This window comes from Pseudomonas sp. TE3786 (genome assembly GCF_054057335.1).
Window position 1 is genome coordinate 82,336 of the sequence record NZ_JBSRZF010000015.1, and the last position, 23,429, is coordinate 105,764.

The window sequence follows — 23,429 nt, forward strand, 5'->3', positions numbered from 1 at the left end:
ACGCGCTGGCAGCGCCACCCCTCGGCCAATAAAAAGCCCCGCACTGGGCGGGGCTTGTTCATTTCCGGCGGATCACTCGGCCAAGGCCACTTCCGGGGTTTCCGGCGGCTTGGGCAAGGACGACAGCAACGCCATGATCAGCGCTGCGAGGTAGGGCAGGGACTGCACCAGCAGCATTGCTACCCAGAACTTCACGTCATTGCTCGGGAAGCCCTGGACGATGCCGATGCCCACCGCCGCGCCCCACAGCAGCAGCATGATGAACACCTCTTCCCGCGCCTCGGCCATGGCCACCATAAAGCCGTGGCTGGAACGCATTTTCGGCGTACGGAAGAACGGGATGCTGGTGGTGAAGAAGCCGTACAGCACCGCCTTGGCGATGGTGTGCGACAACGCCAGGCCTGCCAGTGCCGCGCAGAACGCATCCTTCAGGTTGACGCCGACGGCGCGCTGGTAAAGGAACACGATCTTGCCGAACTTGAAGAAAAACAGCGCCAGTGGCGGGATGGCGAAAATCAGCAGCGGCGGGTCGACCCGTTGCGGCACGATGATCATCGCCGCCGACCACAGCAGGGCACCGGCGGTGAAGAAGATATTCAGACCGTCCGCCACCCACGGCAGCCAACCGGCCACGAAGTGGTAACGCTGACCGCGCTTGAGCTCGGTGTCCTTGCCGCGGAACAGCTCGCGGGCGTGGCCCTTCATGATCTGAATGGCGCCATAGGCCCAACGGAAACGCTGCTTCTTGTAGTCGATAAAGGTGTCTGGCATCAGACCCTTGCCGAAGCTGTCGTAGGCGTAGGCGGCGGAATAACCTTTCTCGAACACCCGCAGACCCAGCTCGGCGTCTTCGCAGATGGTCCAGTCGGCCCACTTCAGCTCGTCCATCACGGTACGGCGAATCATGGTCATGGTGCCGTGCTGAATGATCGCGTCGCGGTCGTTGCGGGTCACCATGCCGATGTGGAAGAAGCCTTTGTATTCGGCGTAGCAGAGCTTTTTGAAGGCGCTGCCGTCCTGGTCGCGGTAGTCCTGCGGCGATTGCACCACGGCGATTTTCGGGTCGGCGAAGTGCGGCACCATGTGCTTGAGCCAGTTCGGGTCGACGCAGTAGTCCGAGTCGATCACTGCCACCACTTCAGCATCCGGCGCGGTGTGCGGCAGGATGTAGTTCAGCGCGCCGCCCTTGAAACCATGCAACGGGGCCACGTGGAAGAAACGGAAGCGCGGCCCGAGTACGTTTTCGCAGTAGGCCTGCACTGGTTCCCACACGGCCGGGTCTTTGGTGTTGTTGTCGATGATCAGCACTTCGAAGTCCGGGTAATCCAGTGCTGCCAGCGCGTCGAGGGTCTGTTTGACCATCTCCGGCGGCTCGTTGTAGCAGGGCACGTGGATCGACACTTTCGGCCGGTAGTTGCTGTCGCCGCTGACCGGGATAAAAGGCCGGCGACGTTTGTGTACCCAGACGGCCTCGGCCAGTTCATGGGCTTCGGTAAGCAGCACGATAAACACGCCGATGGCACCGACACCGAGCAACAGGCCCACTGTCAGGCTGAACCAGGTGCTGTATTGCTGGCTGTAGTCGTAGCCGATCCATACCAGCACCGAACCGCCGGCAAACGCGACGAAAGTCAGGAAGGTACGGCCGCGTTGACGCAGGGCGCTGCCGTCAATCAGCAGCAAGGCCAGGGCGAGCATGGCCAGCACCACCGAGCCGATGGCCAGCACGCGCCATTGCGGAATGGCCACTACCGGGCCTTCGAAGGCGAATTTCTGTTGCCGGGCGGCGTTGAACACGCCCCAGTAAGCGCCTACCGAGCCTTCGTCACTGGCCTTCCACGGTTGGTCGAAGGCTTCGATGACGAAGTAGTTGTAGCCTTTGGCGTTCAGCGTATTGACCAGCGTACGCAGGTAGATCGCCTGGTCCGCCTGGGTGGCGTCTGCACCACCGCGCATACGGCCGTTGCTCGGCCAGCCCACTTCGGAGAGCAGCAGCGGCTTTTTCGGGAAGATGCGTTTCAGGTCGCGCGCGCGGTCGAGCACGAACTGGGTGGAGTCTTCCATGGGAATGAATTCCCAGTACGGCAGGATGTGCGCGGCCACCAGGTCAGTGTGCTTGGCCAACTGCGGGTATTTTTCCCAGATGTGCCATTGCTCGGAGGTGGTCACCGGCACTTTCACTTGCGCGCGGACGCGGTCAAGGAAGGTGATCAGTTGCTTGGTGGTGACTTCGCGGCGGAACAGCGCCTCGTTACCTACCACTACCCGGACAACACTGCGCGAGGAGTTGGCAATCTCGATACCGCGGGCGATTTCGCGCTCGTTGCGCTCCTCGTCCGGGCTGATCCAGATACCCAGGGTCACCCGCAGGCCGAATTCTTCGGCGATTTTCGGGATGTCGCCGAGGGTGCCATCCACCGAGTAGGTGCGGATGTTGTCGGTGTGTTTGCTCAGCAGTTCGAGGTCTTCTCGAATCTGTTCGTCGGTGGGGTATTGATCCTTCTGCGGGTTCTGGTCGAGCCGGAACGGCGAGAAGGAGAAACCGGAGATCTGTTCGGGCCAGTCAGGTGCAGTCACCGGACGGTTGTACAGCGCCCATATGCCGGTGAAGAGCGCGGCGATTGCCACGAATACCACCAGGTTGAGTCCAAATTTACGCGATGACATAGACGTTTCAGGTTCCAAAGGGTGGAACGGAGAGATGCCGGCGAGCGCCGGTCGGCGCGCATCCTACTCCGGCGTCAAATAGCTGTATAGCTCCAGCGATTTGCCCGGTTTTATTGCCCGCCAACCTTGGTCATCACCGCCTGTTTTTAGTTCGGTCATGGCCAGGGTGCGCTGGCGTTTTACTGGCATCGACGAGTTGCCGATACCGGTGGCAGTTAAGCATAGGCAGGCACCGCTGCGCACGCTCTGGACCATACTTGCCAGTAGCAAACTGAGGTACGCGTGAGACAAGGCTTGGGCCTGGCGACGGCGCTTCATATAATGCGCGCCGATTTGCCGGGTGCTCCCCTGACAGAGGGTGCCGTATAGAGGTGTGTGATGAGTACAGATGAACAACGCTTTGGCGGCATAGCCCGCCTGTACGGCCGCGACGGCCTGGCCCGCCTGGCGGCCGCCCATGTGGCGGTGGTCGGCATTGGTGGTGTCGGTTCGTGGACCGCCGAGGCGTTGGCGCGCAGTGGCGTCGGCGAGATTTCGCTGTTCGATCTGGACGATGTCTGCGTAACCAATACCAACCGGCAGATTCACGCTTTGCAGGGTTCCATTGGCCAGTCCAAGGTCGAGGTGATGGCCGAGCGCATCCGCGCCATCAACCCCGCCTGCGTGGTGCATGCGGTCAGCGACTTCGTCACCCGCGAGACCATGGCCGAGTACATCACCGTGCAGTTGGACTGCGTGATCGACTGCATCGACAGCGTCAACGCCAAGGCGGCGCTGATCGCCTGGTGCAAGCGGCGCAAGATCCAGATCATCACCACCGGCGGTGCTGGCGGGCAGATCGATCCATTGCTGATCCAGGTCGGCGATCTGAACAAAACCACCAACGACCCTCTGGCTTCCAGCGTGCGCTCGGCGCTGCGTCGCGATTACGGCTTTTCCCGCACGCCGGGCCGTCACTACAGCGTGCCCTGCGTGTATTCGCGCGAGCAACTGCGCTACCCGAAACCTGATGGCAGCATTTGCCTGGAGAAAAAGTTCGTTGGCGACGGGGTCAAGCTCGACTGCGCCGGCGGCTTTGGCGCGGTGATGATGGTGACCGCCACCTTCGGTATGGTGGCGGCGGCCAAGGCAGTGGATAAGTTGCTGGCCGGCATTCGCAGGCCGTCGGAGCGCATGCCGGGCTGACCTCTACGATCATCCCCGTAGAAGCGGCTTCAGCCGCGATGCTTTTAAAGTCGCAGATGGTTCCAAGGTCAAAAGCATCGCGGCTGAAGCCGCTGCTACCGATCAATAGGCCTATGTATCCGGAAATTTACCTGTCGATTACCCAGTCATTACCCGTTTTTCCCGGCACTTGAGGCACACTGCGCGGGTCTCCGGTGCGCCGGATTTCTTTGCGGATACCCTGCATGTCCAAACGTCCTTTTCAGGCCGGCCGTCTGCCGCTGGCCCTGCTGCTGAGCAGTGCGCTGTTAGGTGCCTGCGCCAGCAAACCCAACGATTTGCGCAATCCCCATGAAGCCATCGCGGCCTTTGCCGAGAAGTCTTACCAGGCACCGCAACAGGGCCCGAGCCAGGGCTGGGACGCTGAGTTCAGCGTGGCCGAGCAGCCGGTGGAAGTCAGTTGGCTGGCCCCCGCGCAGGCCCAGAGCGCACCGTTGGTGGTGTATCTGCCGGGGCTGGGCGAGGGAGCCAGTGCCGGTCTGCAATGGCGCCGCACCTGGGCCGATGCAGGCTACGCGGTGGTGTCGATCCAGCCGCAGGAATATGGTCGTGCCGTCTACTCCAGCAGTGAGGCGAAAGCGGGTACCTTCCGTGGCATCGCCCAGCGTGCCTACTCCGATAAGGCGCTGAGCGAGCGCATCGCGGTGGTTCAGCAGGTGCTCAACCAACTGCGGGTGCGCGGGCAGGCCAGCGATCCGCAAGTGGCGGGCGTCGATTGGAACAACCTGGTCATCGCCGGCTTTGACCTGGGTGCGCAGACCGCCGCCGCCCTGGCGGGGGACAGCATGCTCAAGGGCTGGCAACCGAAAGCGGTGCTGCTGCTCAGCCCTTATGTCGGCCCCGGCAGCCCGGTGGCGCGCCTGGATGTTCCGCTGTTGAGTGTGACGGGCCCCCATGACGAAGACCCGTTCAGTTGGGTGGACTCCCCCGAGCGGCGCCTGGCCATGTGGCGCGGCAACCCGAACCCGGGCAGCTATCAGTTGATTTCCAAGAATGCCCAGCATCAGATGTTCAGCGGCTCGCTGGATGAGTTGCCAGGGCCGGATGAGGGCGGCCATCCCCGTCCGCAACGGGATGCCGATTTGTCCCCGGGTGCGGGCGGCAGGGACGGCACCAGTGGCATTCCGGGTGCCGATGGCGGCGAAGCGCCGAAACGGCGGCCGCATCCGGACACCATGGGTCACGGTCAGGACAGCCTGAACTGGTTCGATGCCCGGCAGATCGCCAATGTGCAGACGGTCAGCACCGCGTTTCTGGATGCCACTGTGCGGCGCTCCGCTGAGGCCAGAACCTGGCTTGGCCAGGACGCCGCCCAGGCCATCGGCCCGGCCGCATCGCTGGAAGCGCGTTAAGCGGTCAACTCGGCCATTCGCGTCAGCACGGCCTGCAGGCCGTTGCTGCGCGACGGTGAGAGGTGGCGGGCCAGGCCCAGCTGGGTAAACCAGTTGCTCAGGTCCAGCGCCTGCAACTCGGCGGCGGGCAGGCCATTGACCCGGACCAGCAGCAGCGCCAGCAGCCCGCGAATCAGGCGGGCATCGCTGGTGGCGCGATACTGCCAGCGGCCATCTTGCTGGTCGCCCACCAGCCACACCTGACTTTCACACCCGCTGACCTTGTTGGCTTCGCAGCGCTCGTCCTCGCTCAGGGCTTCAAGCTGCTCACCCCAGCTCATCAGCAGGCGTGCCCGTTGCTCCCAGCTGGATGGCGCGGCGAAGGCTTGCAGGGCCGCTTCGGCGGCGACGGGCAGGCTCACTGGAGAATCTCCAGGGCTTGATCCAGCGCGGCAAAGAAACGCTGCAGATCACTGCTGTCGTTGTACATAGCCAGCGACACCCGAATCGCTCCCGGCAACCCCAGGCCACGCAACAGCGGCATGGCGCAGTGATGCCCGGCGCGCACGGCGATGCCTTGCTCGGTGAGCAAATGGGCGAGGTCGGCGCTGTGCACGTTGTCCACCACAAAGCTGGCCAGGGCCGTGTGTGGTGCACCGAGCACCCTCACCCCGGCGCGGGCGTTAAGGCCTGCGAGCAGTTCCTGATGCAAGGCCGTTTCATGGCGCTGCACGGCCGCCAGGTCCAGGCCCGCCAGATAGCTCAGCGTCGCGCCCAACGCGATGACTGCGGATACCGCTGGGGTGCCGGCCTCGAAACCCAGCGGTGCCGGGCGAAATTTGGCGGTGTGGTAGTCGGTTTGCAGCAGCATCTCGCCGCCAAACTGCCAGGGCAGTAAGCGCTGCAAGGTGGCGGCGCGGCCATAGAGCACGCCGACGCCATCCGGTCCATAGAGCTTGTGGCTGGAGCAGACATAGAAGTCGCAGCCCAATTGCTGCATATCGTGACGTCCATGGACCACGCCCTGGGCACCATCGACCACAGTCATCGCACCGTGGGCCTGGGCCATGGCCAGTAGTTCGGCCACGGGCTGCCAGGTACCCAGCACGTTGGACAGCTGACTGACCGCCAGCAGGCGGGTGCGTGGGCCGATCAGATGTTGGGCGGCCACCAGGTCGACCTGGCCAGCGGCGGTGATCGGCAACACGATCAACGCCAGGTCGCGGCGCTGCGCCAGCTGTTGCCAGGGCAGCAGGTTGGCGTGGTGTTCGAGGGCGCTGATGACGATCGCGTCGCCAGGGTGGAAGTGTTCTTCCAGGCCATAGGCGAGCAGGTTCAGCGCTTCGGTGGCACCGCGGGTGAAGATGATTTCATCGCGGCTGGCGGCATTCAGCCAGGTGGCAACTTTACTGCGAGCGTCTTCGAACGCCCGGGTGGCGCGCTCGCCAGGCAGGTGCTGGGCGCGGTGCACATTGGCAGCGCCGGCGCTGTAGTAACCCAGCAGGGCATCGAGCATGGCCTGGGGTTTCTGCGAGGTGGCGGCGCTGTCGAGATAGGTCTGGCCTTCGGCGGCGAGAGCGGCGAGGGCAGGGAAGTCGTTGCGCCAGGGGGATTGGATAGACATCGGGGAACCCTGGGAGGCGTGCTTGTTGTAGGAGCGGCTTTAGCCGCGATGCTTGTGATTTTAGAAGCATCGCGGCTAAAGCCGCTCCTACGGAGCAGCGTCCGGCGTGATGGCGCTATCAGTTATGGGCGTGCAGGGCTGCGTTCAGCTCGATCGCGGTCTTGTGCGATTTGGCTTCAACCGCGCCGGTCTGCGAGTTGCGGCGGAACAGCAGGTCTGGCTGGCCTGCCAGGTCGCGGGCCTTGAGCACTTTTACCAGTTGGTTCTGATCATCCAGCAGTGCCACTTTGGTGCCGGCGGTGATGTACAGGCCGGACTCCACGGTGTTGCGGTCGCCCAACGGAATGCCGATACCGGCGTTGGCACCGATCAGGCAGCCCTCGCCAACGCTGATGACGATATTGCCGCCGCCGGACAGGGTGCCCATGGTCGAGCAACCGCCGCCCAGGTCCGAGCCCTTGCCGACAAACACGCCTGCCGATACGCGGCCTTCGATCATGCCCGGGCCAGCGGTGCCGGCGTTGAAGTTGATAAAACCTTCGTGCATGACTGTGGTGCCTTCGCCGACGTAGGCACCCAGGCGGATGCGCGAGCTGTCGGCCAGACGCACGCCAGCCGGGACCACGTAGTCGGTCATTTTCGGGAACTTGTCCACCGAGAACACTTCCAGCAGCTCGCCTTTCAGGCGGGCTTCCAGCTGACGCTCGGCCAGTTCACTGAGGTCGACGGCACCCTGGCTGGTCCAGGCCACGTTCGGCAGCAACGGGAAGATGCCGGCCAGGCTCAGGCCGTGCGGTTTGACCAGGCGATGGGAGAGCAGGTGCAGCTTCAGGTAGGCCTCTGGGGTGGAGGTCAGCGCCGCGTCTTCAGCCAGCAGGGTAGCCACCAGCGGGCGGTGGCTTTCCGCCAGGCGGGTGAGCAGGGCGGCTTGGGCGCTATCGACGTTCTTCAGCAGGTCGGCCAGTTCGGTGGCCTGGTTGCTGGTGAAGCTGATGGCCTGATTGCCGCCGCTGTAGCCGAGCTTTTCGCTGACCTTGGCTACCAGATCGGCGCCTGGGTTAAGCAGGGGCAGGGCGTAGAACACTTCCAGCCAGTTGCCTTCGCGGTTTTGGGTGCCGACGCCGAAGGCCAGGCTGAACAGGGAATTGGACATGGTGTTTCCTCTTGCTGAATTAGGTTGACTCGCGCCGGTTGGCGGCGGCTGTCACGGTGTTTTATCCGCGTGCCCGGGCGTTGCCGGGCCGCGATTTATTTGAAGGCGGCTTCGTAGCGCTCGGGTTTGAAACCCAGCAGCGTCTGGCTGCCCAGATCCAGTACCGGCCGCTTGATCATCGATGGTTGGGCCATCATCAGTTCAATCGCCTTGGCCTGGTCGAGGTCGCTTTTGTCAGCGTCGCTCAACTTGCGAAAGGTGGTGCCGGCGCGGTTCAACACGCTTTCCCAGCCATGTTCGCTGCACCACTGCTGCAGGTGCTCACGGTCGATGCCCACGGCTTTGTAGTCGTGAAAGACGTAGTCGATCTTGTGCTCTTCCAGCCAGGTGCGGGCTTTTTTCATCGTGTCACAGGCTTTGATGCCGTACAGGGTGATGCTCATGCGTTTGCCTTGTTCTGAATAAAGGCGCGAATCCGCGTGGCGGCTTCCACGCATTCGGCCAGCGGCGCGACCAGGGCCATGCGTACACGGCCGGCGCCAGGGTTGAAACCATCGACTTGGCGCGAAAGATACGAGCCCGGCACCACGGTGACGTGCTCCTGGGCGAACAGATCACGGGTGAATTCCGCATCGTCACCTGGAGTTTTCGCCCACAGGTAGAAGCCGCCGTCCGGACGTTTTACGTCCATGACTGGCTCAAGGATATCCAGCACGGCGGCGTATTTTTCCCGGTACAGGTCGCGGTTGGCGCGTACATGGGCTTCGTCATTCCAGGCGGCCACACTGGCCAGCTGGGTTTGTACCGGCATGGCGCAGCCGTGGTAGGTACGGTACAGCAGGAATGATTTCAGGATTGCGGCATCACCGGCCACGAACCCGGAGCGCAGGCCCGGCAGGTTGGAGCGTTTGGACAGGCTGTGGAATACCACGCAGCGGGCAAAGTCGCTGCGGCCCATGGCGGCGCAGGCACTGAGCAGGCCGGCCGGTGGGTTGGCTTCGTCGAAGTACAGCTCGCTGTAGCACTCGTCGGCAGCGATCACGAAGTCGTATTGGTCGGCCAGCTTGATCAGCTTTTGCAGGGTGTCTTGCGGAATCAGCGCACCGGTGGGGTTGCCGGGGGAGCACAAAAACAGGATCTGGCAGCGCTGCCAGACGTCAGCCGAGACGGCGTCGAAGTCCGGGTTGAAGCCGTTTTCTTCCAGGCACGGCAGGTAGTGCGGCTTGGCACCGGCGAGCAGGGCGGCACCTTCGTAGATCTGGTAGAACGGGTTGGGGCTGACCACCAGGCCGTCGTCGCTACGCTGCACCACGGTCTGGGTAAAGGCGAACAGTGCTTCGCGGGTGCCATTCACCGGCAGCACATGGCGGGCGGCATCCAGCCAGCCGGCTGGGACGTTGAAGCGGCGTTCGCACCATTTCGCAATCGACTCGCGCAGGGCTGGAATACCCAAGGTGGTCGGGTACACGGCGAGCTGGTCGAGGTTATCGCTCAGGGCCTTGGCGACGAAGTCCGGCGAGCGATGTTTGGGTTCGCCAATCGACAGCGCAATCGCCTTCTTCTCAGCCGGTGGCTGGGCGCTGGCCAACAGGGCGCGGAGCTTCTCGAACGGGTAGGGCTGCAGGTGGTTCAGGGCGTCATTCATGTTCGGGCGTCGCTATTCAAATACTGATACGGGAGAGTTCGACCCGGTTGCCGTCGGCATCGGAGAGCTGTTGGATGATCGCGTCCTGCAACCGGGCACACAGATCGGGATCGGACAGCGGCTGGTTGTGCGCATCGGTGACGAAGAATATGTCTTCCACGCGCTCGCCCAGGGTGGCGATCTTGGCGTTCTGCAGCGACAGGTCGAAATCGAGGAAGATCTTGCCAATCCGCGCCAACAGGCCGGGGCGGTCCGGGGAGGTGAGTTCGAGTACGGTAACCGGGCGGCCGGCGTCGTTGGAAATCACCACCTGCGGAGCAAAAGCGAAGTGCTTGAGCTGGCGCGGCACCCGGCGCTGGATGATGGCCGGGTAGTCGTCCGGGTGGCTCAGGGCATTGACCAGGCCTTCACGGATTTCCTTGATACGCGCCGGGTTGTCGCCAATCGAGCCGCCGTCGGCGTCGAGCACGATATAGGTATCGAGGGTGAACTGGCTGCTGGAAGTGATCACCCGGGCGTCATGGATGTTCAGGTTGAGCTGGTCCATGGCGGCCACGGTTACCGCGAAGAAATCGTGCTGGTCGGGGGCGTAGATAAAAATCTGCGTGCCGCCTTCGAATTCGCGCTGGGTGGTTTCCTTGATCAGCACCAGCGGATCGTGGGCCGAGCTGTGCTGCAGGATCGCGTCGGTGTGCCAGGCCACGTCGCCAGCGGTGTGGCGCAGGAAGTAGTCATCACCGAGTTGCGACCACAGTTGTTCGGCATCGTCCGGATCGGTGCCGCTGCGCACCAGAATGTCGAGGGCGGCGTTCTGCGTCTGGCGGATCTGCTCTTCGCGGTCCACCGGGTGCTCCAGACCACGGCGCAGGGCGCGTTTGGTCTCGCTGTAGAGCTGGCGCAGCAGGCTGGCGCGCCAGGAGTTCCACAGCGTCGGGTTGGTGGCGTTGATGTCGGCCACGGTGAGCACGTAGAGGTAATCCAGGTGCACCTGGTCGCCGACCATCTGGGCGAAGTCGTGGATCACCTGCGGGTCGGACAAGTCCTTGCGCTGCGCGGTGGTCGACATCACCAGGTGGTTCTGTACCAGCCAGACGATCAGGCGGGAATCCCAGGCTGGCAGTTGGTGGCGTTCGCAGAAGGCCTGGGCGTCCACCGCGCCGAGCTCGGAATGGTCGCCACCACGGCCTTTGCCGATGTCGTGATACAGGCCGGCCAGGTAGATCAGTTCCGGCTTGGGCAGGGTGCCCATCAACTTGCTGGCCAGCGGGAATTTCTCGGAAATCGGCGTGTACTGCAGTTTGCGCAGATGCTTGATCAGGTTCAGCGTGTGCGCATCGACGGTGTAGATATGAAACAGGTCATGCTGCATCTGCCCGACGATATCGCCGAATTCCGGCAGGTAACGGCCGAGAATGCCGTAGCGGTTCATCCGCCGCAGGTTGCGGTGAATGCCGATCTCGCACTTGAACAACTCGATAAACAGGCTGGTATTGCGAATGTCCTTGCGGAACTCGTCGTCGATCAGGTGCCGGTGTTCGCGCAACAGGCGCACGGTGTCGGCGCGTACACCTTTGATCTCGGGGTTCTGCGCCATCAGCACGAACACTTCGAGAATGGCGAACGGCGTGCGTTTGAATACGTTGGAAGCGGTGACTTCGATATAGCCGTCGCGCAATTGGAAGCGGCTGTTGATCGGCGACACCTGGCTTTCTTCGCCGCTGCGCAGAATCACCTCTTCGAAGTGCTGCACCACCAGCTCGCTCAGCTCGGAGATGCTCATCACCACGCGGTAGTAGTTCTGCATAAAGTGTTCGATGGCCAGCTTGCCGTTGCTGTCCTCGAAACCCAGCAGCTTGGCGATGGCGCGCTGGTGATCGAACAGCAGGCGGTCTTCGGCGCGGCCGGCGAGCATATGTAGCGCGTAACGCACCTTCCAGAGAAATTCCTGGGACGAGGCCAGCAGCGAATACTCGCTTTCCAGCAAAAAGCCCTGGCCGACCATGGCGTGCAGATTCAGCGTGCCGAAATGCCGGCGGGCCACCCAGAGAATGGTCTGGATATCGCGCAGGCCCCCGGGCGAGCCTTTGACGTTGGGCTCCAGGTTGTATTCGGTGTCGTTGTACTTGGCGTGGCGGGCGATTTGCTCGTCGCGCTTGGCCAGAAAGAATTCCTTGCTTGGCCACATCTTGCTGGTGCTGGTGACCTCGATCATGCGTTGGCGCAAACGCTCGGGGCCGGCAATGGTGCGGCTTTCCATCAGGTTGGTGACCACCGTCAGGTCCGCGCGGGCTTCGGAGGCGCATTCATCCACCGAGCGCACGCTTTGCCCCACTTCCAGGCCGATGTCCCACAGCAGGGTGAGGAAACGTTCGATGGAATCGCGGAAGATTTCGTGGTCGGCGCTGTCGAGCAACAGCAGCAGGTCGATGTCCGAGTAGGGGTGCAGCTCGCCACGGCCGTAGCCGCCGACGGCCAGCAGGGCGATATCGGCGTCTTCGCTCCAGTCGAACTGGGCCCAGGCTTCGCGCAGGATCTGGTCGATGCACCAGGCGCGGTCTTCAACCAGGCGCCGCACATCGCGGCCTTCCTTGAAGCGCGCATCGAGCACCTCATGGGCGCGGCGGATGGCTTTTTTGAACGCCGCGATGGGGCTGGCTTTCAGCGCCAGTTCCGCCTGGAACTGGCCGCGGTCGAACAACTCGGGGTCCACCTGCGGCATTCAGCAGCTTTCCTTTCTATTTATATACGAGGACGAGAGACGGAATTCACTCAGGCCGAGGTGCGCGCAATGGTGTCGTCTTTGCGCAGGGTGAAGATCTCGTAGCCGGTGGCGGTTACCGCCAGGGTGTGCTCCCACTGCGCCGACAGCTTGCGGTCCTTGGTGATAGCGGTCCAGCCATCGCCCAGCACCTTGGTGTCGGCGCGGCCCTGGTTGATCATCGGCTCGATGGTGAAGGTCATGCCTTCTTTCAGCTCCATGCCGGTGCCGGCGCGACCGTAATGCAGAATCTGTGGCTCTTCGTGGAAGACCTTGCCGATGCCGTGGCCGCAGAACTCGCGCACCACCGAGAAGCCGTTCTTTTCCGCGTGCTTCTGAATCACTTCGCCGATGTCGCCCAGGCGGCAACCGGGCTTGACCAGCTCAATGGCCTTGTACATGCACTCTTGAGTGACTTGCGACAAGCGCTCGGCCCACACCGGCACGCTGCCGACGTGGAACATGCGGCTGGTGTCGCCGTGGTAGCCGTCTTTGATTACGGTGACGTCGATGTTCAGCGTGTCGCCATCTTTCAGCGGCTTCTCGTTCGGAATGCCGTGGCACACCACATGGTTGATCGAGGTGCAGATCGACTTGGGGTAGCCCTTGTAGTTCAGCGGCGCGGGAATGGCCTGCTGAACGTTGACGATGTAGTCGTGGCAAATGCGGTCGAGTTCTTCGGTGGTGACGCCGGGTTTGACGTATTCGCCGATCATTTCCAGCACTTCACTGGCCAGACGGCCGGCGATGCGCATTTTTTCGATTTCCTCGGGCGTCTTGATAGTGACGGTCATACGAACTCTCTCAGCGCCCGTTCGGCGCTCGGCAAAAATACGGAAAGCGCGATTCTAGCATTCCAAGGGGGCTAACTAGCCAGTTAAGGGGTGATTCCTACGGGCTCATGGTCCTTTCCTTATAGTAGAGGGAGATTTGCGTCTGATCGGTGGGTAGCTTGCAGCGTACTTTTGGGTTCCGTTTCCCTGCCTGCTGTGGTATAAAATGCGCCGCTTTCCGGGCACTAGCCTGAAAGCCTAAACCCCACACACGTATCGACACGATGGCCTGGGTGCCTCTCAGTAGTTCTCTCTAACAAGAACAGCTGGGGGTTGGTCATTGGGATACGTGGAGGCCTAACCCGACTTATCAAGGAACTATCATGTCCCAAGTCAATATGCGCGATATGCTGAAGGCCGGTGTGCACTTCGGCCACCAGACCCGTTACTGGAACCCGAAAATGGGCAAGTACATTTTCGGCGCGCGCAACAAGATCCACATCATCAACCTGGAAAAAACCCTGCCGATGTTCAACGACGCTCTGTCGTTCGTTGAGAAACTGGCTTCGGGCAAAAACAAGATTCTGTTCGTCGGCACCAAGCGTTCCGCTGGCAAGATCGTTGCTGAAGAAGCAGCACGTTGCGGTTCGCCGTTCGTCGATCACCGCTGGTTGGGCGGCATGCTGACCAACTACAAAACCATCCGCCAGTCGATCAAGCGTCTGCGTGAGTTGGAAGTTCAGTCGCAAGACGGCACTTTCACCAAACTGACCAAAAAAGAAGCTTTGATGCGTACTCGTGATCTGGAAAAACTGGATCGCAGCCTGGGTGGTATCAAGGACATGGGCGGCCTGCCTGATGCCCTGTTCGTAATCGACGTTGATCACGAGCGCATTGCTATCACCGAAGCTAACAAGCTCGGCATCCCGGTTATCGGCGTAGTCGATACCAACAGCAGCCCGGAAGGTGTTGATTTCATCATCCCAGGCAACGATGACGCCATCCGCGCCATCCAGCTGTACATGGGTGCAATGGCTGACGCAGTAGTGCGTGGCCGCAGCAACGCCAACGGCGGCACCGACGAATTCGTCGAAGCTCCTGTTGCTGCTGAACAAGCTGAAGGCTGAGTAGACTGCGTCTAGCGTCTCTCGGTTAGCAAAAAGGGGGCTAGGCCCCCTTTTTGCCACCTTAGAATTGATCGTCATCCGGCTCGCCGGGTGGGACTTATCCAAGAGGATTTCGAAATGGCAGAGATTACTGCAGCGCTGGTTAAAGAACTGCGTGAGCGTACTGGCGAAGGCATGATGGATTGCAAAAAGGCCTTGACCAAGGCTGGCGGCGACATCGAGAAAGCCATCGACGATATGCGTGCTTCGGGTGCCATCAAGGCCGCCAAGAAAGCCGGTAACGTGGCTGCCGAAGGCGCCATCGCGGTCAAGGTTACTGCTGACAACAAGCGTGCCGTGATCATGGAAGTGAACTCGCAGACCGACTTCCTGGCTCTGCAAGACGACTTCAAGAAATTCGTAGCGGACAGCATCGACCAGGCCCTGGCCGAAAACCTGACCACCGTTGAGCCGCTGATCGCTGCTCGTGAAACCGCTCGCGTTGAGCTGGTTGCCAAGGTTGGTGAGAACGTCAACATTCGCCGTCTGACCGCTGTTGAAGGCGACGTGCTGGGTGCTTACGTTCACGGCAACAAAATCGGCGTGATCGTTTCGCTGAAAGGCGGTACTCCGGAGCTGGCTCGTGACATCGCTATGCACGTTGCTGCCAGCAACCCTGAGTTCCTGCTGCCATCGGAAGTTTCTGCTGAAGCCATCGAGCGCGAGAAGGGCGTTTTCCTGTCCCTGAACGAAGACAAGATCAAAGGCAAGCCAGCCGAGATCGTCGAGAAGATGGTTGCAGGCCGTATCTCCAAGTTCCTGGCCGAAGCCAGCCTGGTAGAGCAGTCTTTCGTTAAGGATCCAGAAGTCACCGTTGGTGCTCTGGCCAAGAAAGCCGGCGCTGAAATCGTTTCCTTCGTACGTTACGGCGTTGGTGAAGGCATCGAGAAAGTTGAATCGAACTTCGCAGACGAAGTAGCGGCTCAGCTGGCTGCCAGCAAGCAGTAAAAGACGGGTTTTTACCTGTCGCCCCGAAGAGGCTGCCCGCTCACGCGCGCAGCCTCTTTGTCGAAATGGGGCCGACAATTGCATGTGTAAGAGGTATTGGTGCACTGTGCTGCACCAAATGCCATGAGCGCTGTCCAAGCGCTCGATCAATACGGGCATATCGCCTGTTCAGAATTCAAACGCCGCAGGAGAGATACGCATGGCTCAGCAGGTGAGTGGTCGCCAACCTCGCTACAAACGCATTCTGCTCAAACTTAGCGGCGAAGCCTTGATGGGCTCGGAAGACTTCGGTATCGACCCTAAAGTGCTCGACCGCATGGCCCTTGAAGTCGGCCAACTGGTTGGCATTGGCGTGCAGGTAGGCCTGGTGATTGGTGGCGGTAACCTGTTCCGTGGTGCCGCCTTGAGCGCTGCCGGCATGGATCGTGTCACCGGTGACCATATGGGTATGCTGGCTACGGTAATGAACGCCCTGGCCATGCGCGATGCGCTGGAGCGCTCGAATATCCCCGCTATCGTGATGTCGGCGATTTCCATGGTCGGTGTCACCGATCATTACGATCGCCGCAAAGGCATCCGTCATTTGAACTCCGGGGATGTGGTGATTTTCGCCGCCGGTACCGGTAACCCGTTCTTCACCACCGACTCCGCAGCCTGCCTGCGTGCCATCGAAATCGATGCCGATGTGGTGCTGAAGGCGACCAAGGTGGATGGCGTCTACACCGCCGACCCGTTCAAAGACCCGAATGCCGAAAAATTCGACCGTTTGACCTATGACGAAGTATTGGATCGCAAGCTCGGCGTGATGGACCTTACGGCCATCTGTCTGTGCCGCGATCACAAGATGCCGCTGCGGGTCTTCAATATGAACAAGCCCGGCGCACTGCTGAATATCGTAGTGGGCGGCGCGGAAGGAACCCTGATCGAGGAAGGCGAGCAATGATCAACGAAATCAAGAAAGATGCCCAAGAACGTATGCAGAAGAGCCTGGAATCGCTTGTCCACGCCTTCAGTCGCATTCGCACCGGTCAGGCGCACCCAAGCGTGCTCGGCGGCGTGATGGTGCCTTACTACGGCGCTGATACCCCGCTGAACCAGGTCGCCAACGTCACCGTTAAAGATTCCCGCACACTGCAGATCGTCGCGTTCGAGCGCAACATGCTCAGCGCCGTCGACAAGGCTATCCAGAGCTCCGGCCTGGGTCTGAACCCGACCAACCTCGGCGAGCTGCTGCTGGTGACCATGCCGGCACTTACCGAAGAAACCCGCAAGGGCTTCACCAAGCAGGCCCGTGATGCCGCTGAAGACGGTCGTGTCGCTGTGCGCAACATCCGCCGTGACGCGCTCAGCCAGCTCAAAGACCTGGTCAAAGAGAAAGAGATCAGCGAAGACGAAGAACGCCGTGCGGCCGACGATATCCAGAAACTGACGGACAAGTTCGTTGGTGAGATTGAAGTGGCTGTGAAGCAGAAAGAAGCGGATCTGATGGCCGTTTAACGGCCGGTCTCGTCATGGAAAAGACCGTCAAGACCGGCTCGCCGGGCGTGCCACGACATGTGGCGATCATCATGGATGGCAATAACCGCTGGGCCAAGAAACGCCTGCTGCCTGGTGTTGCTGGGCACAAGGCGGGCGTCGATGCGGTTCGCGCGGTGATCGAGGTGTGTGCCGAGGAAGGCGTCGAAGTGCTGACCCTGTTCGCCTTTTCCAGTGAGAACTGGGATCGGCCGGCAGACGAAGTGGGCGCTTTGATGGAGCTGTTTCTCTCCGCCCTGCGGCGCGAAGCGAAACGGCTCAATGCCAACGGCATCAGCCTGCGCATCATTGGTGACCGCTCGCGCTTTCACCCGGAGCTGCAAAGCGCCATGCGTGAAGCCGAGGCGTTGACTGCCGGCAACGACCGCTTTGTCCTGCAAGTGGCGGCCAACTATGGCGGCCAGTGGGATATCGCCCAGGCTGCGCAACAGTTGGCGCATCAGGTGCAGGCTGGTCATTTGCGTCCGGAAGACATCACTCCGCGTTTGCTCCAGGGACACCTGGCCACTGGCGATCAGCCGTTGCCGGACCTGTGCATCCGTACCGGTGGCGAGCATCGCATCAGCAACTTCCTGCTGTGGCAGCTGGCGTATTCCGAGCTGTATTTCTCCGACCTGTTCTGGCCGGACTTCAAACACGACGCCATGCGCAAAGCGCTGGCCGATTACGCTACCCGCCAGCGTCGCTTTGGTAAGACCAGCGAGCAGGTGGCGGCTGAGGCTCGCGCACAATGTTGAAGCAACGCATCATCACCGCCCTGATTCTGGCACCCATCGCCCTTGGTGGTTTTTTTCTGCTCAGCGGTGCGGCCTTCGCCCTGTTTATCGGTGCGGTGGTAACCCTGGGGGCGTGGGAGTGGGCGCGTCTGGCGGGCTTTGAAGCGCAGCCTGTGCGTGTGGCGTATGCTGCGGCCGTCGCCGTGTTGCTGTTCGTGCTGTATCAGGTGCCAGCGCTGGTGCCGGTTGTGTTGCTGGTCGGCATTGTCTGGTGGTTGGCAGCTACCTTTCTGGTTATCAACTTTCCTGAGAGCAGCCGCTACTGGGTGGCTACGCCGGTCAAGCTGGTGATCGGTTTGCTGATTCTGCTGCCGGCCTGGCAAGGCCTGGTGCTGATCAAGCAATGGCCGTTGGCCAACTGGCTGATTTTTGCCGTGATGATTCTGGTCTGGGGCGCGGATATCGGTGCCTATTTCTCTGGTCGAGCCTTTGGCAAGCGCAAGCTGGCACCCAAGGTCAGTCCGGGCAAAAGCTGGGAAGGCGTGATTGGTGGTTTGCTCACCTGTCTGCTGATCGCTGTCGGTGTGGGTCTGTTCCGTGGCTGGAGTGCCGGTGAGTTCGTACTCGGCTTGGCTGGCGTCGCGCTGATCGTCGCGGTGTCGGTGGTGGGTGATCTGACTGAGAGCATGTTCAAGCGCCAAGCCGGGCTCAAAGACAGCAGCAATCTGCTGCCGGGGCATGGCGGCGTGCTCGACCGTATCGACAGCCTTACCGCTGCCATTCCAATGTTCACCGTGTTGCTCTGGGGCGCAGGCTGGGGTTCGCTGTGAGTCAGCCGCAACAGATCACCGTACTGGGGGCTACCGGCTCCATCGGTCTCAGTACTCTGGATGTAATTGCCCGTCATCCCCAGCGTTATCAGGTATTCGCCCTTAGTGGTTTCTCGCGTCTGGCCGAGCTGGAAGCGCTCTGTCTGCTGCATCGTCCGCGCTATGCGGTAGTCGCCGATGCGGCGGCTGCCGGCAAGCTGCGTGATGCCTTGCGGGCTGCTGGTCTGGCGACCCGGGTGCTGGAAGGGGAGGGCGGTCTCTGCGAGGTCGCAGCCCATCCGCAAGTGGACGCAGTGATGGCGGCCATTGTCGGTGCGGCCGGCTTGAAGCCGACTCTGGCGGCGGTCGAGGCTGGCAAGAAGGTGTTGCTGGCCAATAAAGAAGCGCTGGTGATGTCTGGTGCGCTGTTTATGCAGGCGGTGCGCAAAAGCGGCGCGGTGCTGCTGCCAATCGACAGTGAACACAACGCGATTTTCCAATGCCTGCCCACCGACTATTCCCGCGGCCTCAATGCCGTGGGCGTGCGGCGCATTCTGCTGACCGCCTCTGGCGGTCCCTTCCGGCAAACGCCGCTGGGTGATCTGCAGCATGTGACGCCGGAGCAGGCCTGCGCGCACCCCAACTGGTCCATGGGCCGCAAGATCTCCGTCGACTCGGCGAGCATGATGAACAAAGGCCTGGAGCTGATCGAGGCCTGCTGGTTGTTCGACGCGCCACCCTCCAAGGTCGAAGTGGTGATTCATCCGCAAAGCGTTATTCACTCGCTGGTCGACTATGTCGATGGCTCGGTGTTGGCGCAGTTGGGTAACCCGGATATGCGTACACCCATCAGTCACGCCCTGGCCTGGCCGGAGCGGATCGACTCCGGGGTGTTGCCGCTGGATCTGTTCGCCATTGCCCGTCTGGATTTTCTGCCACCCGATGAGCAGCGCTTCCCTTGTCTACGCCTGGCGCGGCAGGCTGTCGAGGTGAGTGGTACGGCACCCGCGATGCTCAATGCGGCCAATGAGATTGCAGTGGCGGCGTTTCTCGAGCGGCGCATTCGTTTCCCCGAGATCGCGAGTATGATTGACGCGGTCTTGAATGCTCAGCCGGCCCAGCCGGTAGACAGTCTCGATGCCGTGCTGGCGGCCGATGCCAGTGCGCGAGCCCAGGCTGAACACTGGTTGAGTCACCACGGGCGCTAGCTCGGAGGATGCAAATGAATATGCTGTATATGGTGTGCGGCCTGCTGGTCGCCCTGGGCGTGCTGGTTACCTTCCATGAGTTCGGCCATTTCTGGGTCGCTCGCCGCTGCGGTGTGAAGGTGCTGCGCTTCTCTGTCGGCTTTGGCACCCCGCTGGTGCGCTGGTCGGACCGTCATGGCACTGAGTTTGTGGTCGCCGCCATTCCCCTGGGCGGCTACGTGAAGATGCTCGACGAGCGCGAAACCGACGTGCAGATCGCCCACGAAGACCTCCCTTTCGCATTCAATCGCAAGCCGGTGCTGCAACGTATCGCCATTGTTGCTGCTGGCCCTATCGCCAACTTCCTGCTCGCCATCTTCTTCTTCTGGATTCTCGCCATGATGGGCGGCCAGCAGGTGCGTCCGGTGATTGGTGCGGTCGAGCCGCAGGGCCTCGCCGCGCAGGCGGGGCTGGCTGCCGGGCAGGAAATCATTGCTGTCGATGGCGAGAAGACCACCGGTTGGAGTGGTATCGGTCTACAACTGGTACGCCGCCTGGGTGAAAGCGGGCAGGTTGCGGTGCAGGTGCGTGAGCCGGGCTCCAGTACCGAGTCCACCTATCAAGTACAACTGCAGGATTGGCTCAAGGGTGCCGAAGAGCCCGATCCCATTGCTTCCCTGGGGATTCGTCCGTGGCGCCCTGCTGTAGAGCCGGTGCTGACCACCCTTGATCCGGAAGGCCCAGGGCAGGCGGCAGGGCTGAAGGTCGGTGACCGCGTGCTGAGTCTGGATGGTGTGGCATTGGCCGATTGGCAGCAATTGATCGATTACGTGCGTCCGCGTGCCGGGCAGCGCGTGCTGTTGGCGGTGCAGCGTGACGGCAAACAGGTCGAGATTCCGGTCACGCTGGTCTCCAAAGGTAATGACAAGGCCCATTCCGGCTACCTTGGCGCGGGGCCGCTGGTTGGCGAATGGCCGGCCGATATGCTCCGCGAGGTGAGTTTCGGGCCGCTGGAATCGGTCTCTGAAGCGCTGAAGCGCACCTGGACGATGAGCCTCTTGACCCTTGATTCGCTGAAGAAAATGCTCTTTGGCGAGCTGTCGGTAAAAAACTTGAGCGGGCCGATAACCATTGCTAAAGTGGCGGGCGCTTCAGCCCAGTCCGGGGTAGGGGATTTTCTGAATTTCCTGGCCTATCTGAGCATCAGTTTGGGGGTTCTCAATCTTTTGCCGATTCCCGTGCTTGATGGGGGTCACCTGCTTTTCTATCTGATCGAATGGGTGCGTGGTCGCCCTGTATCGGAGCGAGTGCAGGGGTGGGGGATGCAAATCGGCATCAGTCTGGTGGTTGGGGTGATGTTGCTGGCGCTGGTCAATGACCTGAGCCGGTTCTGAGTTTCATCGCAGTACTGTTCACCGAATTACAAAAAGTGCCGCAACCTGCGGCAGATTTTTTATCGTCAGTTGGAATAAGAAAGGACTTCATGAAACGTCTGCTGCTGCTACCTGTGGTGCTCTTCGCACTGATGATCGCCGAAGTTCACGCCGAGTCCTTCACCATCTCCGATATCCGCGTCAACGGCCTGCAGCGGGTTTCCGCCGGCAGCGTGTTCGGCGCCTTGCCCCTGAACGTGGGCGAGACGGCCGATGACCGCCAATTGGTCGAAGCGACCCGCGCGCTGTTCAAAACCGGTTTCTTCCAGGACATCAATCTGGGTCGTGACGGCAACGTGCTGGTCGTGACCGTGGTTGAGCGTCCGTCGATCTCCAGCATCGAGATCGAAGGCAACAAGGCCATCACCAGTGAGGACCTGCTCAAGGGTCTGAACCAGTCCGGTCTGTCCGAAGGCGAGATCTTCCAGCGGGCCACCCTCGAAGGTGTGCGTAACGAGCTGCAACGCCAGTACGTGGCCCAGGGTCGCTACTCGGCCGAGATCGAAGCTGAAGTGATTCCTCAGCCACGCAACCGCGTAGCCCTGAAGATCAACATCAACGAAGGCACAGTAGCGGCCATCGAGCACATCAACGTAGTGGGTAACACCGTATTCCCGGATGAAGACTTGGTTGATCTGTTCGAACTGAAGACCACCAACTGGCTGTCCTTCTTCAAGAACGACGACAAGTACGCCCGCGAAAAACTCTCCGGTGACCTTGAGCGTCTGCGTTCCTACTACCTGGACCGCGGCTACATCAACATGGATATCTCCTCCACCCAGGTATCCATCACCCCGGACAAGAAGCACGTCTACATCACTGTCAACGTAGATGAAGGCCAGAAGTACAGCGTTCGTGAAGTGAAGCTGAGCGGTGACCTCAAGGTTCCGGAAGAAGAAGTCAAAGCCCTGCTGCTGGTGAAGAAAGGCCAGGTGTTTTCGCGCAAGCTGATGACCACGACCTCCGAGCTGATCACCCGCCGTCTGGGTAACGAGGGTTACACCTTTGCTAACGTCAACGGCGTGCCAGAAGCACATGACGACGATCACACCGTTTCCATCACCTTTGCCGTTAACCCGGGCAAGCGTGCCTACGTCAACCGCATCAACTTCCGAGGCAACACCAAGTCCGAAGACGAAGTGCTGCGCCGCGAAATGCGTCAGATGGAAGGCGGCTGGGCATCGACCTACCTGATCGATCAGTCGAAAACCCGTCTGGAACGTCTGGGCTTCTTCAAGGAAGTGAACGTCGAAACTCCGCAAGTGCCGGGCACCGACGACCAGGTTGACGTGAACTACAGCGTAGAAGAGCAAGCGTCCGGTTCGATCACCGCCAGCGTCGGTTTCGCCCAGAACGCCGGTCTGATTCTTGGTGGTTCGATCAGCCAGAACAACTTCCTCGGTACCGGTAACAAGGTCAGCATCGGCCTGACCCGCAGCGAATACCAAACCCGCTACAACTTCGGCTTCGTTGACCCCTACTGGACAGTTGACGGCGTGAGCCTGGGTTACAACGCCTTCTACCGCACCACTGACTACGACGAACTGGACACCGACGTTTCCAGCTACGCGGTAGACAGCTACGGTGGTGGTGTGAGCATCGGCTACCCGATCAGCGAAACCTCGCGTCTGACCTTCGGCCTGACTGTTCAGGAAGACGAAATCAAGACCGGTGACTACACCGTTGACGAGATCATCAACTTCCTCGATCAGGAAGGGGATAACTTCCTCAACTTCAAAGGCTCCATCGGCTGGTCCGAGTCCACCCTCAACCGTGGCGTACTGGCCAACCGTGGTCACTCGCAAAGCCTGGTTCTGGAAAGCACCATTCCAGGTAGCGACCTGTCCTTCTACAAGCTGGACTACCGCGCGCAGATCTTCGCGCCGCTGACCACCAATACCACCATGCGTTTCCATACCGAACTCGGTTATGGCGACGGTTACGGCTCCACCTCCGGCCTGCCGTTCTATGAGAACTACTACGCCGGTGGTTTCAACTCGGTGCGCGGTTTCGAAGACAGCAGTCTCGGCCCACGCAGTACCCCGAGTTATGTAGCCGGTGGCGGTCAGGACAAATACGGTCGTTACACTGACCCGGACCAAGATCCGCTGCCATTCGGCGGTAACGTGTTGATCCAGGGTGGTGCGGAATACCTGTTCCCGCTGCCTTTCGTGAAAGACCAGCGTTCCCTGCGTACCTCGTTGTTCTGGGATGTGGGTAATGTGTTCGATACCAACTGCAGCTCCACGCAGAAAAAACGTGGCGACAGCGGTTGTGATCTCGACCTGAACAGTCTGGCCAGCTCCGTAGGTGTTGGCGTGACCTGGATTACCGCGTTGGGCCCGCTCAGCTTCAGCTTGGCCATGCCAATCAAGAAGCCGGACGACGCCGACACCCAAGTGTTCCAGTTCTCTCTCGGTCAGACTTTCTAATTACCTGATCAAACAACAGTTTTGCAG

20 protein-coding genes are annotated in these 23,429 nt (G+C 61.0%); 11 read left to right on the forward strand and 9 right to left on the reverse strand.

All coding sequences use genetic code 11. The features are described 5' to 3' along the window. Positions 1-72: 72 nt before the first annotated feature. Positions 73-2,667, reverse strand: coding sequence for a glycosyltransferase (locus ACVW0Y_RS16800; RefSeq protein WP_457439689.1), 2,595 nt, complete (start codon positions 2,665-2,667; stop codon positions 73-75). 63 nt (positions 2,668-2,730) lie between these two features. After that, positions 2,731-2,985, reverse strand: coding sequence for a hypothetical protein (locus ACVW0Y_RS16805; RefSeq protein WP_457439691.1), 255 nt, complete (start codon positions 2,983-2,985; stop codon positions 2,731-2,733). 60 nt (positions 2,986-3,045) lie between these two features. Here ACVW0Y_RS16805 and tcdA point away from each other — a divergent pair, with 60 nt between their 5' ends. Both tcdA and ACVW0Y_RS16815 read left to right on the forward strand, forming a co-directional pair. Further along, on the forward strand, positions 3,046-3,852 hold the full coding sequence (gene tcdA / locus ACVW0Y_RS16810) for a tRNA cyclic N6-threonylcarbamoyladenosine(37) synthase TcdA (RefSeq protein ID WP_457439693.1): 807 nt from the start codon (positions 3,046-3,048) through the stop codon (positions 3,850-3,852). Positions 3,853-4,076: 224 nt separating this feature from the next. Beyond that, positions 4,077-5,243, forward strand: coding sequence for an alpha/beta hydrolase (locus ACVW0Y_RS16815; RefSeq protein ID WP_457439694.1), 1,167 nt, complete (start codon positions 4,077-4,079; stop codon positions 5,241-5,243). On the opposite strand, the gene ACVW0Y_RS16820 is transcribed toward ACVW0Y_RS16815, so the two are convergent. The 7 genes from ACVW0Y_RS16820 to map form a co-directional block, all read right to left on the reverse strand. Beyond that, complete coding sequence (locus ACVW0Y_RS16820) at positions 5,240-5,644, reverse strand: SufE family protein (protein ID WP_457439696.1); 405 nt, start codon at positions 5,642-5,644, stop codon at positions 5,240-5,242. The two genes, ACVW0Y_RS16815 and ACVW0Y_RS16820, sit on opposite strands and share 4 nt — an antisense overlap. Next, complete coding sequence (locus ACVW0Y_RS16825) at positions 5,641-6,846, reverse strand: aminotransferase class V-fold PLP-dependent enzyme (protein WP_457439698.1); 1,206 nt, start codon at positions 6,844-6,846, stop codon at positions 5,641-5,643. The genes ACVW0Y_RS16820 and ACVW0Y_RS16825 overlap by 4 nt, the downstream gene beginning before the upstream one ends. Positions 6,847-6,964: 118 nt before the next feature. After that, positions 6,965-7,999, reverse strand: a complete 1,035-nt coding sequence (gene dapD, locus ACVW0Y_RS16830; RefSeq protein WP_457439700.1) for a 2,3,4,5-tetrahydropyridine-2,6-dicarboxylate N-succinyltransferase — start codon at positions 7,997-7,999, stop codon at positions 6,965-6,967. Positions 8,000-8,094: 95 nt separating this feature from the next. After that, positions 8,095-8,442, reverse strand: coding sequence for an ArsC family reductase (locus tag ACVW0Y_RS16835; RefSeq protein WP_457439702.1), 348 nt, complete (start codon positions 8,440-8,442; stop codon positions 8,095-8,097). Continuing rightward, a complete protein-coding gene (gene dapC / locus ACVW0Y_RS16840) occupies positions 8,439-9,644 on the reverse strand; it encodes a succinyldiaminopimelate transaminase (protein WP_457439704.1) in 1,206 nt (401 codons plus the stop codon). Before dapC ends, ACVW0Y_RS16835 begins: the two co-directional genes overlap by 4 nt. 16 nt (positions 9,645-9,660) lie before the next feature. After that, positions 9,661-12,363: a [protein-PII] uridylyltransferase gene (locus tag ACVW0Y_RS16845; protein WP_457439706.1), complete on the reverse strand. Its 2,703-nt coding sequence runs from the start codon at positions 12,361-12,363 to the stop codon at positions 9,661-9,663. Between the two features lie 50 nt (positions 12,364-12,413). Continuing rightward, a complete protein-coding gene (gene map / locus ACVW0Y_RS16850; RefSeq protein WP_457439707.1) occupies positions 12,414-13,196 on the reverse strand; it encodes a type I methionyl aminopeptidase in 783 nt (260 codons plus the stop codon). Between the two features lie 362 nt (positions 13,197-13,558). On the opposite strand from map, the gene rpsB reads away from it, so the two are divergent. The 9 genes from rpsB to bamA all read left to right on the forward strand — a co-directional run bounded on the left by rpsB (position 13,559) and on the right by bamA (position 23,402). After that, the gene (rpsB, locus tag ACVW0Y_RS16855; RefSeq protein WP_108095945.1) at positions 13,559-14,302 is read left to right on the forward strand and encodes a 30S ribosomal protein S2; all 744 of its coding nucleotides are present in this window, start codon (positions 13,559-13,561) and stop codon (positions 14,300-14,302) included. Between the two features lie 117 nt (positions 14,303-14,419). Further along, positions 14,420-15,289 carry a translation elongation factor Ts gene (tsf, locus tag ACVW0Y_RS16860; protein ID WP_108095944.1) on the forward strand — a complete coding sequence of 290 codons (870 nt, stop codon included), beginning with the start codon at positions 14,420-14,422 and terminating at the stop codon, positions 15,287-15,289. Between the two features lie 199 nt (positions 15,290-15,488). Next, positions 15,489-16,232, forward strand: coding sequence for a UMP kinase (gene pyrH / locus ACVW0Y_RS16865; RefSeq protein WP_108095943.1), 744 nt, complete (start codon positions 15,489-15,491; stop codon positions 16,230-16,232). After that, on the forward strand, positions 16,229-16,786 hold the full coding sequence (frr, locus tag ACVW0Y_RS16870; protein WP_108095942.1) for a ribosome recycling factor: 558 nt from the start codon (positions 16,229-16,231) through the stop codon (positions 16,784-16,786). Before pyrH ends, frr begins: the two co-directional genes overlap by 4 nt. Before the next feature lie 14 nt (positions 16,787-16,800). Next, positions 16,801-17,562 carry a polyprenyl diphosphate synthase gene (gene uppS, locus ACVW0Y_RS16875; protein WP_457439710.1) on the forward strand — a complete coding sequence of 254 codons (762 nt, stop codon included), beginning with the start codon at positions 16,801-16,803 and terminating at the stop codon, positions 17,560-17,562. Next, the gene (locus ACVW0Y_RS16880; protein ID WP_457439712.1) at positions 17,556-18,371 is read left to right on the forward strand and encodes a phosphatidate cytidylyltransferase; all 816 of its coding nucleotides are present in this window, start codon (positions 17,556-17,558) and stop codon (positions 18,369-18,371) included. Before uppS ends, ACVW0Y_RS16880 begins: the two co-directional genes overlap by 7 nt. Next, the gene (gene ispC, locus ACVW0Y_RS16885) at positions 18,368-19,558 is read left to right on the forward strand and encodes a 1-deoxy-D-xylulose-5-phosphate reductoisomerase (protein WP_457439714.1); all 1,191 of its coding nucleotides are present in this window, start codon (positions 18,368-18,370) and stop codon (positions 19,556-19,558) included. Before ACVW0Y_RS16880 ends, ispC begins: the two co-directional genes overlap by 4 nt. Before the next feature lie 14 nt (positions 19,559-19,572). Further along, positions 19,573-20,931 carry a sigma E protease regulator RseP gene (gene rseP / locus ACVW0Y_RS16890; RefSeq protein ID WP_457439715.1) on the forward strand — a complete coding sequence of 453 codons (1,359 nt, stop codon included), beginning with the start codon at positions 19,573-19,575 and terminating at the stop codon, positions 20,929-20,931. Positions 20,932-21,020: 89 nt separating this feature from the next. Beyond that, on the forward strand, positions 21,021-23,402 hold the full coding sequence (bamA, locus tag ACVW0Y_RS16895; protein WP_457439717.1) for an outer membrane protein assembly factor BamA: 2,382 nt from the start codon (positions 21,021-21,023) through the stop codon (positions 23,400-23,402). The last annotated feature ends 27 nt before the right edge of the window (positions 23,403-23,429 follow it).

What these genes read in the sequence shown, in the direction of transcription:
- ACVW0Y_RS16800 (WP_457439689.1), bottom strand. Translation starts at nt 2,667, where the DNA reads ATGTCATCGCGTAAATTTGGACTCAACCTGGTGGTATTCGTGGCAATC.
- ACVW0Y_RS16805 (WP_457439691.1), bottom strand. Translation starts at nt 2,985, where the DNA reads ATGAAGCGCCGTCGCCAGGCCCAAGCCTTGTCTCACGCGTACCTCAGT.
- tcdA (WP_457439693.1), top strand. Translation starts at nt 3,046, where the DNA reads ATGAGTACAGATGAACAACGCTTTGGCGGCATAGCCCGCCTGTACGGC.
- ACVW0Y_RS16815 (WP_457439694.1), top strand. Translation starts at nt 4,077, where the DNA reads ATGTCCAAACGTCCTTTTCAGGCCGGCCGTCTGCCGCTGGCCCTGCTG.
- ACVW0Y_RS16825 (WP_457439698.1), bottom strand. Translation starts at nt 6,846, where the DNA reads ATGTCTATCCAATCCCCCTGGCGCAACGACTTCCCTGCCCTCGCCGCT.
- dapD (WP_457439700.1), bottom strand. Translation starts at nt 7,999, where the DNA reads ATGTCCAATTCCCTGTTCAGCCTGGCCTTCGGCGTCGGCACCCAAAAC.
- ACVW0Y_RS16835 (WP_457439702.1), bottom strand. Translation starts at nt 8,442, where the DNA reads ATGAGCATCACCCTGTACGGCATCAAAGCCTGTGACACGATGAAAAAA.
- dapC (WP_457439704.1), bottom strand. Translation starts at nt 9,644, where the DNA reads ATGAATGACGCCCTGAACCACCTGCAGCCCTACCCGTTCGAGAAGCTC.
- ACVW0Y_RS16845 (WP_457439706.1), bottom strand. Translation starts at nt 12,363, where the DNA reads ATGCCGCAGGTGGACCCCGAGTTGTTCGACCGCGGCCAGTTCCAGGCG.
- map (WP_457439707.1), bottom strand. Translation starts at nt 13,196, where the DNA reads ATGACCGTCACTATCAAGACGCCCGAGGAAATCGAAAAAATGCGCATC.
- rpsB (WP_108095945.1), top strand. Translation starts at nt 13,559, where the DNA reads ATGTCCCAAGTCAATATGCGCGATATGCTGAAGGCCGGTGTGCACTTC.
- tsf (WP_108095944.1), top strand. Translation starts at nt 14,420, where the DNA reads ATGGCAGAGATTACTGCAGCGCTGGTTAAAGAACTGCGTGAGCGTACT.
- pyrH (WP_108095943.1), top strand. Translation starts at nt 15,489, where the DNA reads ATGGCTCAGCAGGTGAGTGGTCGCCAACCTCGCTACAAACGCATTCTG.
- frr (WP_108095942.1), top strand. Translation starts at nt 16,229, where the DNA reads ATGATCAACGAAATCAAGAAAGATGCCCAAGAACGTATGCAGAAGAGC.
- uppS (WP_457439710.1), top strand. Translation starts at nt 16,801, where the DNA reads ATGGAAAAGACCGTCAAGACCGGCTCGCCGGGCGTGCCACGACATGTG.
- ACVW0Y_RS16880 (WP_457439712.1), top strand. Translation starts at nt 17,556, where the DNA reads ATGTTGAAGCAACGCATCATCACCGCCCTGATTCTGGCACCCATCGCC.
- rseP (WP_457439715.1), top strand. Translation starts at nt 19,573, where the DNA reads ATGAATATGCTGTATATGGTGTGCGGCCTGCTGGTCGCCCTGGGCGTG.
- bamA (WP_457439717.1), top strand. Translation starts at nt 21,021, where the DNA reads ATGAAACGTCTGCTGCTGCTACCTGTGGTGCTCTTCGCACTGATGATC.